Consider the following 14,309-nt stretch of genomic DNA (forward strand, 5'->3'; position numbering starts at 1 on the left):
CCGCGCTTGCGATCGCCGCTAGCCCGATGGCGGCGACCCGCTTCGCCCGGCTGCGCCGCGCTTGCGATCGCCGCTAGCCCGATGGCGGGAGCTTCAGCACCACCTGTCATCTGCCGTTTGCCTCCCGATCAGCGGGCCGATGCAGTTAGCTCATCGCGGCGACCTACACCGGTTATATGCGATGCACCGTCTTCGGCACCGGATATCTGGGCGCCACCCACGCCGTCGGAATGGCGGAACTGGGCCACGAGGTGATCGGGGTCGACATCGACCCGGGCAAGGTCGCCAAGCTCGCCGGCGGTGACATTCCGTTCTACGAGCCGGGGCTGCGCAAGCTGCTGACCAAGAACCTGGCGGCGGGGCGGCTGCGGTTCACCACCGACTACGACATGGCGGCCGAGTTCGCCGACGTGCACTTCCTCGGCGTCGGCACGCCGCAGAAGAAGGGCGAGTACGCCGCCGACCTGCGCCACGTGTACGCCGTCGTCGACGCGCTGGTGCCGCGGCTGACGAGATCGTCGGTGCTGGTGGGGAAGTCGACCGTTCCGGTGGGGACCGCCGCCGAACTGAACCACCGCGCGGCCGCGCTGGCGCCGGACGGTGTCGACGTCGAGATCGCCTGGAATCCCGAATTCCTGCGCGAGGGTTATGCGGTGCACGACACGCTGCATCCGGACCGCATCGTGCTTGGCGTGCAACAGGATTCGACGCGCGCCGAGACGGCGGTGCGTGAGCTGTATGGCCCCTTGCTCGCCGACGGCGTGCCGTTCCTGGTGACCGATCTGCAGACCGCGGAGCTGGTCAAGGTTTCGGCCAATGCCTTTCTGGCGACAAAGATTTCGTTCATCAACGCCATCTCCGAGGTGTGCGAGGCCGCCGGCGCCGACGTCAGCGTACTGGCCGACGCGCTCGGCTACGACCCCCGCATCGGACGCCAATTCCTCAACGCGGGCCTGGGTTTCGGCGGGGGCTGCCTGCCCAAGGACATCCGCGCCTTCATGGCCCGCGCCGGTGAACTGGGCGCCGACCAGGCGCTGACGTTCCTGCGCGAGGTCGACAGCATCAACATGCGCCGGCGCACCCGGATGGTGGAGCTGGCCAGCGCCGCGTGCGGCGGCTCGCTGCTGGGCGCGAACATCGCCGTCCTCGGCGCCGCGTTCAAGCCCGAATCCGACGACGTGCGCGACTCGCCCGCGCTCAACGTCGCCGGGCAGCTACAGCTCAACGGCGCCGCGGTCAACGTCTACGACCCCAAGGCGCTGGACAACGCGCAGCGGCTGTTCCCGACGCTGAACTACGCGGTCTCCGTCGAGGAGGCCTGCGACCGCGCCGACGCGGTGCTGGTGCTCACCGAGTGGCGGCAGTTCATCGACCTCGATCCGGCCGACCTGGCCGACCGCGTCCGGGCCCGGGTCATCGTCGACGGCCGCAACTGCCTCGACGCCGCCCGCTGGAAGCAGGCGGGCTGGCGGGTGTTCCGGCTGGGCGCGCCGCGACCCTGAGGTGTCCCGGCCCCGCGCGTCACGCCAGCGTGGCGCCGACCGGCGAATGCCATGCTGGCGTGACGCGCGGCGCGAAGCCGCCGAGTAGCCTGACCCGCGTGGACTATGCCGGCGCATTCCTCGAAGAGAACCGCGCTTTTTCGGAGCTTTTCCGCCATGCGGACCAGTCCAAGCCCGTGCCGACCTGCCCGGGGTGGGACCTCAACCAGCTCCTGCGCCACGTCGGCCGCGGCGACCGCTGGGCGGCACAGATCGTGCGCGAGCGGCTCCAGGAGTTCCTCGACTTCCGGTCCGTCGAAGGCGGCAAGCCGCCACCCGACCCGGCCGATGCGGCCTCCTGGTTGCGGGGCGGTGCACAACGGCTGGTCGATGCGGTCGAGCTGACGGGCGTGGAAACCCCGGTGTGGACCTTTCTCGGGCAGCGCCCGGCGAACTGGTGGGTGCGTCGCCGCCTGCACGAGGTGGCCGTGCACCGGGCCGACGCGGCCATCGCCCTGGGAGCGGAGTTCACGCTGGCCGCCGACGTCGCCGCCGACGGGATCACCGAATGGCTCGAGCGGGTCGCGATCCAGGCCGGCGCGCAGGGGGCGCCGCTTCCGCTCGGGGACGGCGAGACCCTGCACCTGCACGCCACCGACCCCGGCCTCGGCGAGGCCGGCGAGTGGACGATCGGCGTCGACGCCGGCCGCATCACCTGGGCGCACGAGCACGGCAAGGGCACCGCTGCGCTGCGGGGCGGGGCGACCGAGTTGCTGCTGGCCATCCTGCGCCGGGTGCCGCTCGCCGACACGGGCATCGCGCTGTTCGGCGACGAGGCGGTGTGGCAGAACTGGCTGGACCGTACCCCGCTCTAGCCACGGCGAGATGGCGCACACGGTAACTTGCACTCCATGACCACTTCGGAGATCGCCACCGTCCTGGCATGGCACGACGCGCTCAACGCGTCCGACCTGGAAACCCTGGTGGCCCTGTCGAGCGATGACATCGAGATCGGTGACGCGCACGGGGCCGCGCAGGGGCATGAGGCGCTGCGCCGGTGGGCCGCTTCCCCGCGCGGCACGGCGGAGCTGGGCCGGATGTACGTGCACGACGGCGTCGTGGTGGCCGAGCAGAAGGTGAGCGCCCAGGACGACCCCGGGGCGGTGACGTCCGCCGCGTCGGCGTTCCGGGTGGTGCACGACCACGTGACGTCCGTGTTCCGGCACGAGGACCTGGCGTCGGCGCTGGCGGCCACCGAACTCACCGAATCCGACCTCGTCAACTAAGCAGTGGAATAGGGGAGCCACTCATGCGCGGCATTATTTTGGCCGGCGGCTCGGGCACGCGCCTGCACCCGATCACCGTGGGAATCAGCAAGCAGCTGTTGCCGGTGTACGACAAGCCGATGGTCTACTATCCGCTGTCCACGCTGATGATGGCCGGGATCCGGGACATCTTGGTGATCACCACCCCGCACGACGCGGCGGGCTTCGAGCGGCTCCTGGGCGACGGCTCGCAGTTCGGGATCAGCATCAGCTACGTGACGCAGGAACGCCCCGACGGCCTGGCCCAGGCGTTCGTCCTCGGCGCCGACCACATCGGCACCGACTCGGTGGCTCTGGTGTTGGGGGACAACATCTTCTACGGCCCCGGGTTGGGCACCAGCCTGAGCCGCTTCCAAAAGATCAGCGGCGGAGCGGTATTCGCGTATTGGGTGGCCAACCCGTCGGCGTACGGCGTGGTCGAGTTCAGCGACGACGGCATGGCGCTGTCGCTGGAGGAGAAACCCCAGACGCCGAAATCCAATTACGCGGTGCCGGGTCTGTATTTCTACGACAACGACGTGATCGAGATCGCCAAGGGCCTGAAGAAGTCGGCGCGCGGCGAATACGAGATCACCGAGGTCAACCAGATCTATCTGAGCCGGGGCAAGCTGTCGGTCGAGGTGATGGCCCGCGGAACGGCCTGGCTCGACACCGGCACGTTCGACTCCCTGCTGGACGCCAGCGACTTCGTGCGAACGCTGGAACGACGCCAAGGCCTGAAGGTCAGCGTCCCCGAGGAAGTTGCGTGGCAGCAGGGCTGGATCACCGACGAGCAGCTGGCCGAGCGAGCCAACACCCTGCTCAAGTCCGGCTATGGCGGCTACCTGCTGGATCTGTTGGAGCGGAGCCGATTTCACTAGGCTTGGCCAGCGCCGCGGCGATCGCCGTCGTCAGCGGCACCGACAACGCCAGCGCGATGCCGCCCACCGCGGACCGGGCGATCTCGATGGCCACGCTCTCGCCCGTCAACACGTCGGTCAGCGAACGGTTGGCCACGCTGAACAGCAACAGAAGCGGCAGCGAGCTCCCGGCGTAGGCCAGCACCAGCGTGTACACCGTGCTGGCGATGTGATCGCGGCCAACTCGGATGGCGCCCAAGAAGATTGCGCGTCGTGAGCCGCCGAGGTGGGCGAGCTCGAACACCGTCGAGGCCTGGGTCACCGTCACGTCGTTGAGCACACCCAGCGACCCGATGATGAAGCCGGCGAGCAGCAGGCCGCTGATCGACACGTTGCCCAGATACGCGCCGACGGTCGCGTTCTGATCGTCGGACAAGCCGGTCAGATGCGCCAGTTGGATTGCGGCCCAGGACAGTCCAGCCGCCAGCAGCAGCGACGTCAGCGTGCCCAGCAGCGCGGCGCTGGTCCGCAGGCTCACGCCGTGGGCCAGATAGATGACCGCATAGAGGATCGCGGCCGCGCCCACCAGCGCCACCGGGACCGCGGGCGCGCCGTCGCGCAGGGCCGGCAGCACGAACACCACCAGCACCCCGAAAGCGACCGCGATGCCCACCAGCGCCAGCAGCCCCCGCCACCGCGCCACCGCGACGACCACTACCGCGAACGCGACGGCCAGGGCAACCAGCGACCAGCCGCGTTCGAAGTCGTAGAACGCGTAACTGGTGGCGCCCTGGTCGTCGACCTGCCGGACGAGCCGAATATGGTCTCCCACCGCAAATTTGGGCTGGCCCGGGCCGGGGGAGGACTCCAGCAGGGTGTTGGCCCCCGCGTTGGGGCCGGAATCGATCGCCACCAGCGTCAGCACACAGCGGCCCGCGCCAGGCGGCGCCGGCTGCGGCGCGGTGGTGAGCACCTGGCTGACCGACGGGCTGCCGCAGTCGCCCATGCCGCTGGACAGCACGTGCCCGGCCTGGGTGCTCACTGCACCCCCGGCCGCGTTCTGGAACGGCATCGGGATGTCGACGTGCTGGCGGCTGGGCCACAGCGCGATGGCGCCGCCGAGCACCGCCACCCCGATCGCCACCAACAGCCCGACGACGATCCTCGCGGGCAGCGATTCAACCGGGACCGGAGCCGACGGGCCGTGGGAGTGCGAGTGTGTCACCCGGTCCACCGTAGAGGCGCCGGCTGCGAAGTTGCTTACTGGCGATAGCTGACCAGGAAGTTGCCCAGCCGCTCGATCGCGGCGGCGAGATCGCGGGACCACGGCAGCGTGACGATGCGCAGGTGATCCGGTGCCGGCCAATTGAATCCGGTGCCCTGCGTGACCAAAATCTTCTCCTGCAACAGCAGGTCGAGGACGAGCTGTTCGTCGTCGGTGATGTCGTAGACCTCGGGGTCCAGCCGGGGGAAGGCATACAGCGCGCCCTCGGGCTTGACGCAGGACACCCCGGGAATCTCGTTGAGTTTCTGCCACGCGACGTCGCGCTGCTCGAGCAGCCGCCCGCCCGGCAGCACCAGGTCTTCGATGCTCTGGTGGCCACCGAGGGCTACCTGAATCCCGTGCTGGGCGGGCACATTGGGGCACAGCCGCATGTTCGCCAGCAGGTTGATGCCCTCGATGAAGCTTTCGGCGTGGTCCTTGGGTCCGGTGATCGCCAGCCAGCCCGCCCGGTAGCCGGCGACCCGGTAGGCCTTGGACAGCCCGTTGAACGTGAGGCACAGCATGTCGTGTGCCAGCGAGGCCACGTTGATGTGCGTGGCGTCGTCGTACAGGATCTTGTCGTAGATCTCGTCGGCGAGCAGCAGCAGTTGGTGCTTGCGCGCCAACTCCACCATCTGCGTGAGGACCTCGCGGCTGTACACCGCGCCGGTCGGGTTGTTCGGGTTGATGATGACCAGCGCCTTGGTGCGCTCGCTGATCTTGGACTCCAGGTCCGCGATGTCGGGCTGCCACGCCTGCGTCTCGTCGCACAGGTAGTGCACGGGCGTGCCGCCGGCCAGCGACGTCGACGCCGTCCACAGCGGGTAGTCCGGCGACGGGATCAACACTTCGTCGCCGTTGTCCAGCAGGGCCTGCAGCGTCATCGTGATCAGCTCGGAGACCCCGTTGCCCAGGTACACGTCGTCGACGTCGAACCGGGGGAAGCCCTCGACCAGCTCGTAGCGGGTGACCACCGCGCGGCGCGCGGGCAGGATGCCCTGCGAGTCGGAGTAGCCCTGCGCGTACGGCAGCGCCTGGATCATGTCCCGCATGATCACGTCGGGGGCCTCGAAGCCGAACGGCGCCGGGTTGCCGATGTTGAGCTTGAGGATGCGGTGCCCCTCGGCCTCCAGCCGCGCGGCCTGCTGGTGCACGGGCCCGCGGATCTCGTACAGGACGTCCTGAAGCTTGGACGACTGCGCGAAGACCCGCTGCCGGTGATGGCCGGAGGCGTGCAGGGGCAGCTGGTGAGTGGTCACGCCCTTAATGGTGCCACCACTGTCCACCGAAATTTGCTGTCAAGCGTCAAACCGTGATCAGCGCTTGCCCGTGCGGCCGCGACAGCCCTCGCCGAGCGTGAAGCTGTTGCGAAATCTTCGCGGATTTTTCGCAGTGGCTTCACGCTCGACAGGTCGGGGATCAGCGCTTGCCCGGCGGCCGGGCGCCGCGGGCAATGCCCAGGCCCTTCACCGGCTGCGCGGGCGGCTCTTGCTCGCCGTCCGTTTGCTTTGCCGGCTCCGCTTTGGGCGCGGGCTCGGCCTCGGCCTGCGGGGCGGGCTCGGCGTCCGCCTTCGGCGCCTCGGCTTTGGGGGCCTCGGCGGCCGGCGCGGCCTTCTTCGCGCCGGGGCGCTTGGCGCCCGCCGCGATGCCCAGGCCCTTGACCGGCGCCGCGGGTGCCTTGTCCTCGGTCTTCGGGGCGGCCTCGGCCGGCTGAGCCTCCGCCTGCGGTGCCTCGGCTTTGGGGGCCTCGGCGGCCGGTGCGGCCTTCTTCGCGCCGGGGCGCTTGGCGCCCGCCGCGATGCCCAGCCCCTTGGCCGGCGCGGGGGACTCCGCGGGCGCTCCCGCCTTGGCCTCGGCCTGCGCGGGCGCGGCCTTCTTGGCGCCCGGCTTCTTGGCGCCGCCGGCGATGCCCAGCCCCTTGGCGGGCGCGGCGGGCGCGGACGCCTCGGCCTCGCCGTCCCCGGCAGGTTCGGCCGCCTTCTTGCCCGGTTTCTTGGCGCCGCCGGCGATGCCGAGACCCTTGACGGGCGCGGCGGGCGCCGCAGCAGCGGCCTCGGACTTCGGGGCCGCCTCGGCGGGCGCCTCCTCCTTGGCCGGTGCCTCAACCGTCGCGGTGGCCTTGGGCGCCTGGGCGGCCCGCTTCTCGGCTTCCTTTGCGGCGGTGCCCTTCTCGGGCAGCGTCTCCTTGTCGTATTCGAGGGAGCCGAGCAGCACCTGCGCGACGTCGAGCACCTCGACCCCGGTCCGGCCGGCCTCCTCGGAGCGGTCGTTGACGCCGTCGGTGACCATCACCCGGCAGAACGGGCAGCCGGTCGCGATCGTGGACGCGCCGGTGGCCAGGGCCTCGTCGACGCGTTCGTGGTTGATGCGCTTGCCGATGTGCTCTTCCATCCACATCCGCGCGCCGCCGGCGCCGCAGCAGAAGCTGCGCTCGGCGTGGCGCGGCATCTCGGTGAGCGTCGCCCCCGCGGCCCCGATCAGCTCGCGCGGCGCCTCGTACACCTTGTTGTGCCGGCCCAGATAGCACGGGTCGTGGTAGGTGATGTCCTGAGAAACCGGGGTGACGGGGACCAGCTTGTTGTCGCGGATCAGCCGGTTGAGCAGCTGGGTGTGGTGCAGCACCGAGTAGTTCGCCCCCAGCTGCCGGTATTCGCGGCCCAGGGTGTTGAAGCAGTGCGGGCAGGTGACGACGATCTTGCGGTCGACTGTCTCCACGCCCTCGAACACCCCGTCCAGGGTCTCGACGGCCTGGGCGGCCAGCTGCTGGAAGAGGAACTCGTTGCCCGAGCGGCGCGCGGAGTCGCCGTTGCAGGTCTCGCCGGTGCCCAGCACCAGGTACTTCACGCCGGCGATCGCGAGCAGCTCGGCGACGGCCTTGGTGGTCTTCTTGGCCTTGTCGTCGTAGGCGCCGGCGCAGCCCACCCAGAACAGGTACTCGTAGCCGTCGAAGCTGTCGACGTCTTCGCCGTAGACCGGGACGTCGAAGTCCACTTCGTCGATCCAGTTGGTGCGGTCGGCGGCATTCTGGCCCCACGGGTTGGCCTTGGTCTCCAGGTTCTTGAACAGCACCGACAGCTCGGACGGGAACTCCGACTCCATCATCACCTGGTACCGGCGCATATCGACGATGTGGTCGACGTGCTCGATGTCCACCGGGCACTGCTCGACGCACGCGCCGCAGGTCACGCAGGACCACAGCACGTCGGGGTCGATGACGCCGCGCTGTTCCTCGGTGCCCACCAGCGGCCGGGTGGCCTGCTCGGGCCCGGAGCCCATCACGCGGCCGAAGCCCGACTCGGGAACGTGGTGCGCCTCGGCGTGCTTCTCGCCTGACAGCTCCTCGCCGATCCCGCCCTCGGGCGTGTTCTCGAGGGGGCTCTCCTTGTCGCCGAGGATGTAGGGCGCCTTGGCCATCCAGTGGTCGCGCAGATCCATGATGACGAGCTTGGGCGACAGCGGCTTGCCGGTGTTCCACGCCGGACACTGCGACTGGCAGCGGCCGCACTCGGTACACGTGGCGAAGTCCAGCATGGCCTTCCAGCTGAAGTCCTCGATCTTGCCGCGGCCGAATTCGGCGTCGTCGGGCGGGTTTTCGAAGTCGATCGGCTTGCCGTCGTGTTCCAGCGGCAGCAGCGGCCCCAGCCCGTTGGGCAGCCGCTTGAAGATGACGTTGATCGGCGCCGTGAAGATGTGCATGTGCTTGGAGTGCAGCACGATGATCAGGAACGCCAGCATGACCGCGATGTGCAGCAGCAGGGCCGTCGTCTCGATGATCTCGTTGGCGGGCTGCCCGAGCGGACGCAGAATGGCGCCGAACAGCTGGGACAGGAAGGCGCCCTTGCCGTAGGGCAGCGTGCCGTTGTTGACCGCGGACCCGCGGACCAGCACGTAGGTCCAGATGACGTTGAAGATCATGAACAGCACCAGCCAGGCGCCGCCGGTGTGGGAGCCGTAGAACCGGGACGAGCGGCCGTATTCCTTCGGCTCGGTCCGCCACCGGATGATCGCGAAGGTGGTGATGCCCAGGAAGACGCCGGTGGCGAAGAAGTCCTGCAGGAAGCCCAGCGCGTCCCAGCGCCCGATGATCGGGATGTGGAAGTTCTCCTGGAACAGGAAGCCGTACGCCTCGATATAGACCGTGAGCAGGATGAAGAAGCCCCACATGGTGAAGAAGTGGGCCAGGCCGGGGATCGACCACTTGAGCAGCCGGCGCTGCCCGAAGACCTCGGAGACCTCCGCCCAGATTCGCTTGCCGGGTTCGTCGGTGTGCCCCGGTGCCGGCTTCCCGGACGTGATCAGCTTGAACAGCCACAGGACCCGCTTGGCAGCGAGTGCGGCCACGACCAGCGTCATGCCCATGCCCACTATCAGTCTGATGAGCATCTGCGTCGTCACTGAACGTCTCCCCAATGCATCGTTGATTCAGCCTGCGAATTGTTTGCCTGCTCAGCCCTGCTCATAGTTACATCTCCGCAGCTTCCGCCGCGAGAAAGGCTGCCCTAACTTGGAGGCTGACCGCCGCCCGTGGCCTGCTTCGTCAGTGTGCCTGGGCGGGTGTGACCTTCGTCGCCGTGACCTGTGGCACTCGCGTCAGGGCCGGGGCTGGGGCACGAAGGGCGGCAGCAGCGGCCGCAAGCGGGTCGTCGTCGGGGGCGCGGCCGTGGTGGTCGCCTGCGATGTCGTGGGCGCCTGCGACGTCGTGGTCGGCGCGGCGGTGGTGGTCGTCGTCGTCGGAGCTTCCGTCGTGGTGGTCGTGGTCGGCGGCGGGGTCGTCGTGGTGGTGGTCGGCGGCGGCTCGGACGACGACGACGGCGGCGGCGGGGGCAGGACCGTCTCGGTGGTGCTGCCGTTCGGCTCGGTGATGGTCACGGTTTGCGACGTTTGGGGGGGCGCCGGCTGGCTCGGGGCGGTGGGTTTCGCCGGGCTCGACTTGGTGAGCCCCAGGTTGATCGCCAACAGGACGGCCACCAGCACCGCCGCCGCGGCGCCGGCGACGGTCAAGACCAGCGCCGTGCGCTTGTACCAGGGCAGCCCGCCGCCTTTGGCCGGGTAGCGGCTTTCGGCGTCATCGTCGAAAGTCCTTGCCGCACCGGCATACTCGCCGGTGGCGTCGCGCCCGGTGTAGGGCACCGGCTCGTCGGCGCCGTCGGCGTCCTGGGACCAGGCCAGGGCACCGTCCACGTCGGTCGCCTGGGCGGCCCACGCGGCCTGGGTCATGTCGATTCCGCCGGTGCCCACCATCTCGGTCGGGGATTCCACAACGGCGCCCGCGGCGGTCGGGACGCCCGCAGACGCCTGCTGGTCGCCGAGCGCCGCCGCGCCGAGGGCCGCGCTCAACGCGGGCCGCGGCGCGGTGTGGACCGGCACCGAAAATCGCCCCGACAACCGCGCGGTGAGCAGCGGAATGCCGGCGCCCCCGCCGACCGTCGCGATCGTGGCCAATTTCGGAATCCCGTTGCGGCGCAACGCTTCCTCGAGGGCATTCAGGAATCGGTCTAGCGGTTCGGAGATCAGTTGCTCGAGGTCGGCGCGGGTCAGCTGCCCGCCCGCGACCGAGGCGGTGGCGGCGGTGGACAGTTGCTCCTTGGCGCGCCGGCACTCGCCGAGCAGACGGCTCTGCGACCCGATCCGCACGGTGCTGCCCAGATCGGCCATGGTGTCATCGGAGGCCCGCAGGCGGCCGAGCACCAGTTGATCGATGCCGTCGCCGGAGAAATCGGCGTAGCGCACCGACGGGCCGATACGGGCGAAGTTGGATCCGGCGTCCATCAGGGTGATGCTGGTGCCGCTGGCGCCGAAATCGCACAGCGCGACGACGCCGGCCGTCGGGAATCCCGGCCGGCCGCGCAGCGCGGCGAGCGCGGCGGTGGCGTCGGACACCAGCACGGGGGCCACCCCGCCGCGGGCGAGGTCCGGCTGGGCGAAGAACTCCTCACGCAGCGCGGTGAACTGGGCGTCGGACCAGTACGCCGGCACGGCGATGGTGATCGGGGTGCCGTAGCCGACGGTGCGGGCCATGGCCTCGATCGCCTCGACCGCCAGCACCTCGCCGAGGTACTTAGTCCCGTCGGCAGCCACCACGGGCGTCCGGTCGCCGACGCGCTCGACGAATCCGCGCAGCACCATCCCGTTTTCGGTCAGGTTCGGGTTTTCCTCGGGCAGGCCAACTTCGGTGGGGCGGTGCTCGAAGAGGGTCAACACGGCGCTGCGCACCACCGGGGCCCTTCCCGCGCGGGCCGCCACCAAGTTGGCCGCCCCGATCGACAGCCCGAGCGACTCGCTCATTCCCCGCACCCCACTTCCGATCGCCCGGTGGTCCTCACCCTAGCGGCCGAGGGGGTCAGCGCAGCCCCGGCGGGACCGTGATCACCGTGGGCACGCCCGGAACCGTGATCACCGACGGCACCTGGGGCAGATGATGCCGATGCGTCGGCTCCTGCTGGCTGGGCTGGCGCGTGGGCTGCCCCGTCGGCTGCTGTGCCGGCGGCTCGACCGCGCTGCTGGTGCTCGGGGTCGTCGTCGTGGTGGTCGTCGGCGCGGTCGTGGTGGTGGTTGTCGTCGCGCTGGTGCTGCTGGTGCTCGGGGTCGGGCTGGTGGTGCCCTGCCCGCCGCTCAGCAATTCGGTGATGCCGTAGACGATCAGCCCGATCAGAATGACGACGAACACCAGCCAGGCGATGAGCAGCGGCGGCTTGCGGTACCAGGGGGTGGGTTCGCTTTCCAGGTCGCCGAACGCTTCGGGCTGGTCAAACCCTTCGGGCGGGTTCGCCGGGGGTTCGCCGGTGGTGGGCTGCTCGGCGACGCCGTAGTCGGCGTGCCGGGTCGCCTGTTCGTGGAAGTCGTCGGGTGGGCCGTTGCGTGCCACGGCACCGATGGTACTGATGCCGGCTGCCAACCCCCTGAGCCCCGGGGCCGTTGCGCTCAGTTCCGGCCGAGCGCGTCGCGCACGCGTCCCCGCGCCCGGTCGAGCCGGGCGGCGGCCTCGGTCGCGTCGACGCCTGCGAGCAGCGCGACGATCGCGGTCTTGGCGTGACCCCCGGCGGCGGTGAGCGCGGCGGTCGCGGTTTTCTCGTCGACGCCGGCCGCGTCGCGGACGATCCGCACCGCGCGGCGGCGCAGCTTCGCGTTGGTCGCGCGGACGTCTACCATGCGTGGCCCGTAGGCCTTGCCGAGCGCGATCATCACGCTCGTCGAGAGCGCGTTGAGCGCGACCTTCTGGGCGGTTCCCGCGGTCAGCCGCGTCGAGCCGGCCAGCACCTCGGGTCCGGTCAACAGTTCGATCACCACGTCGGCTGACGCCTCGCTGTGCGGGTTGTTGACGATCGCGACCGTCAGCGCGCCCGCCGCGCGCGCATGCTCGAGTGCCCCGAGCACGTAGGGGGTGCGGCCCGACGCGGTGATCCCGACGAGCGCGTCGGCGGCGCTCAGGTCGGCGAGATCGGCGGCGTCGAACGCGTCCTCCGCGCCCTCGATCGCCTCGGTCAGCGCCGCCGGGCCGCCGGCGATCACACCGCGCACCAGGTCGGTGCCGAACGTGGGCGCACACTCGGCCGCGTCGAGCACGCCGAGCCGCCCGGGCGTGCCGGCACCGGCGTAGATCAGGCGGCCGCCACGCTCGAGCCGCGCGGCGATCGCCTCGGCCGCCGCCGCGATCCGCGGGACCGCCGCCGCCACCGCGGCATGCGCCTCGCCTTCGGCGTCGACGAGCAGCGCGACGACCTCCCGGATGGGCCGGGCGTCCAGGTCGTGCAGGCCCGGACGGACCGCTTCGGTGGTCAGCGCGTCGAGCCCTTGCACCGCAGCGGATTTCGGTTCCGCCCGCACGCGGAGCAGGTGCGGCTCGTGGATCGCCCCCAGTCGCAGCGCGCCGTCGAGCGCGTCGCCGGCGGCGGGGACGAGGTCGAGCCGTGCGTGAAGCGCTTCGAACCCGGCCAGGCCGCCGACCATCGCGACGGGGCCATCGCCGACCGCGCGGGCGGTCGCGGCGAGCGCCCCGGCCGCCGCTTCGACGATCGCCAACGCGGCGGCGTCGCCCCGCGCAGCGAGGACGTCGGGTGCGAAGGACGCGAGCGCGGCGGCGCCGGTGAGCCGCGCGGGCCAGGTCTCCGGGGCGCCGAAGCGGGCGCGGGCGGCGTCGAGCAGTGTGGTGGACGGGCCGCGGCCGTCGTGGGCGCGCAGCGCCGCGCGCAGCCCGGCTGCGCCGATCCACGCGCCGCCGCCCTCGTCGCCCAGCCACGGGCCCCAGCCGTCGGCGCGCCGCCACCGACCATCCGCATCGATCGCGAGCGCCACGACGCCGGTGCCCGCGATCAGCACGACGCCCGGCTGTCCGCTCAGGGCGCCGGCGTGCGCGGTCACGGCGTCGCTGGTCACCGCGACGCGCTCCGCGCGCAGCGACGTCAGCAGCGCATCGCCCAGCGCGCGCGCCGCGTCCGGGGCCGCCTCCGCCCCGGCCGCGCCCACGATCACCTCGTCGACCGCTCCGAGCTCGCGGGCCAGATCGCCGGCCACGGTCAGGATCGCCGCCTCCGCGGCCCGCACGCCGCCGGGCGCCGCGAGCCCGGGCGCGCCCGGCCCCTCAGCCCGACGGCCGCATGCCGAAGCCCGGCACGACGTCTTACCCAGGTCGACGGCGAGGATCACCGCACCCATCCTTGTCGAGCGGAGACTGGTCTGGTGGGGCGGGCGTTGCTGACCGTGGGGCACGGGACGGCCGACCGTGAGCGGCTGGCGGATTTGCTTGCCGGCGCCGGGGTTGCGCTGGTGGTGGATGTGCGGCGGCATCCGGCCAGCCGGACGAATCCGGACGTGCGGCGGGAGGCCCTGGAATGCTGGCTGCCCGAACGCGGCATCGACTACCGATGGGAGCCACGCCTGGGCGGGCGGCGCCACGTCGCGGCGGGAGAACCGGAGCCGGACGCCTGGTGGACGGTGGCCGCATTCCGGGCGTACGCCGCGTACACCCGGACGCCGGAGTTCGGCGCGGCGCTCGACGAGGTCCTGGCCGACGCCGCCCGGCGCACCACGGCGGTGATGTGCAGCGAGAGCGTCTGGTGGCGCTGCCACCGGCGGCTGATCGCCGACGTGGCGGAGCTCGGCCGCGCCGTCCCGGTGCGACACCTGATGCCGGACGGCCGGCTGCGCCCGCACCGCCCCGCCGACGGCGCTCGCCGCCGCCCCGACGGCCACCTGGTGTGGGACGGCGCAGCCGAGCGATCCGGACCTGCCTTTAGAACGTGTTGACCTTGTCGAGGCTGACGAACATGCCGTGGCCGGTGTGGTCGTTGGTGAAGCGGGTGCCGTCGGCGGTGGCGTTGATCGTCCAGCCGGCGGCGTTGTAGGTCTTGTAGTCGATCTGCACGGTGGGAATGGCGCCGAGGTTGCCCAAAACCCACTGCAC

Annotated in this window: 11 protein-coding genes and 2 pseudogenes; 5 read left to right on the plus strand and 8 right to left on the minus strand. The window is 71.0% G+C overall.

Annotation, left to right across the window (positions count from 1 at the left end; all coding sequences use genetic code 11):
- Window positions 1-176: 176 nt before the first annotated feature.
- From A5704_RS06720 to rfbA, 4 genes are all read left to right on the plus strand, one after another.
- The gene (locus A5704_RS06720) at window positions 177-1,502 is read left to right on the plus strand and encodes a UDP-glucose/GDP-mannose dehydrogenase family protein (protein ID WP_067758447.1); all 1,326 of its coding nucleotides are present in this window, start codon (window positions 177-179) and stop codon (window positions 1,500-1,502) included.
- Window positions 1,503-1,600: 98 nt separating this feature from the next.
- Window positions 1,601-2,356, plus strand: a complete 756-nt coding sequence (locus A5704_RS06725) for a maleylpyruvate isomerase family mycothiol-dependent enzyme (RefSeq protein ID WP_067779212.1) — start codon at window positions 1,601-1,603, stop codon at window positions 2,354-2,356.
- A 36-nt stretch (window positions 2,357-2,392) separates the two neighbouring features.
- A complete protein-coding gene (locus A5704_RS06730) occupies window positions 2,393-2,767 on the plus strand; it encodes a nuclear transport factor 2 family protein (RefSeq protein ID WP_067758450.1) in 375 nt (124 codons plus the stop codon).
- Between the two features lie 23 nt (window positions 2,768-2,790).
- A complete protein-coding gene (gene rfbA / locus A5704_RS06735; protein ID WP_067779192.1) occupies window positions 2,791-3,666 on the plus strand; it encodes a glucose-1-phosphate thymidylyltransferase RfbA in 876 nt (291 codons plus the stop codon).
- Here rfbA and A5704_RS06740 read toward each other — a convergent pair.
- The 7 genes and pseudogenes from A5704_RS06740 to A5704_RS29710 form a co-directional block, all read right to left on the minus strand.
- Window positions 3,608-4,870, minus strand: a complete 1,263-nt coding sequence (locus A5704_RS06740; RefSeq protein WP_067779215.1) for a YibE/F family protein — start codon at window positions 4,868-4,870, stop codon at window positions 3,608-3,610. The genes rfbA and A5704_RS06740 overlap by 59 nt on opposite strands.
- Window positions 4,871-4,905: 35 nt before the next feature.
- Window positions 4,906-6,195, minus strand: coding sequence for a pyridoxal phosphate-dependent aminotransferase (locus A5704_RS06745; protein WP_067779196.1), 1,290 nt, complete (start codon window positions 6,193-6,195; stop codon window positions 4,906-4,908).
- 133 nt (window positions 6,196-6,328) lie between these two features.
- Window positions 6,329-9,304 carry a (Fe-S)-binding protein gene (locus A5704_RS06750; RefSeq protein WP_067888070.1) on the minus strand — a complete coding sequence of 992 codons (2,976 nt, stop codon included), beginning with the start codon at window positions 9,302-9,304 and terminating at the stop codon, window positions 6,329-6,331.
- 195 nt (window positions 9,305-9,499) lie between these two features.
- The gene (locus A5704_RS06755; protein WP_067888073.1) at window positions 9,500-11,194 is read right to left on the minus strand and encodes an Hsp70 family protein; all 1,695 of its coding nucleotides are present in this window, start codon (window positions 11,192-11,194) and stop codon (window positions 9,500-9,502) included.
- 55 nt (window positions 11,195-11,249) lie between these two features.
- Window positions 11,250-11,774, minus strand: coding sequence for a hypothetical protein (locus A5704_RS06760; RefSeq protein WP_067779202.1), 525 nt, complete (start codon window positions 11,772-11,774; stop codon window positions 11,250-11,252).
- Window positions 11,775-11,830: 56 nt separating this feature from the next.
- Window positions 11,831-12,706 (minus strand): N-acetylmuramic acid 6-phosphate etherase, encoded by an 876-nt coding sequence (gene murQ, locus A5704_RS29705; RefSeq protein WP_067888078.1) that lies wholly within the window; start codon window positions 12,704-12,706, stop codon window positions 11,831-11,833.
- A 117-nt stretch (window positions 12,707-12,823) separates the two neighbouring features.
- A pseudogene (locus A5704_RS29710) lies at window positions 12,824-13,693 on the minus strand (BadF/BadG/BcrA/BcrD ATPase family protein); the annotation flags it as partial.
- On the opposite strand from A5704_RS29710, the gene A5704_RS06770 reads away from it, so the two are divergent.
- Complete coding sequence (locus A5704_RS06770) at window positions 13,586-14,152, plus strand: DUF488 family protein (protein WP_067888075.1); 567 nt, start codon at window positions 13,586-13,588, stop codon at window positions 14,150-14,152. The pseudogene A5704_RS29710 and the gene A5704_RS06770 sit on opposite strands and share 108 nt — an antisense overlap.
- Here the strand turns inward: A5704_RS06770 and A5704_RS28780 are convergent.
- A pseudogene (locus tag A5704_RS28780) lies at window positions 14,139-14,309 on the minus strand (hypothetical protein); the annotation flags it as partial. The gene A5704_RS06770 and the pseudogene A5704_RS28780 overlap by 14 nt on opposite strands.

It is taken from the genome of Mycobacterium sp. E735, from assembly GCF_001666955.1.
GTDB lineage: Bacteria > Actinomycetota > Actinomycetes > Mycobacteriales > Mycobacteriaceae > Mycobacterium.

Bases quoted from the DNA above. Each gene is read 5' to 3' on its own strand.
- rfbA (WP_067779192.1), top strand. From the start codon at position 2,791: ATGCGCGGCATTATTTTGGCCGGCGGCTCGGGCACGCGCCTGCACCCG.
- A5704_RS06755 (WP_067888073.1), bottom strand. From the start codon at position 11,194: ATGAGCGAGTCGCTCGGGCTGTCGATCGGGGCGGCCAACTTGGTGGCG.
- A5704_RS06720 (WP_067758447.1), top strand. From the start codon at position 177: ATGCGATGCACCGTCTTCGGCACCGGATATCTGGGCGCCACCCACGCC.
- A5704_RS06730 (WP_067758450.1), top strand. From the start codon at position 2,393: ATGACCACTTCGGAGATCGCCACCGTCCTGGCATGGCACGACGCGCTC.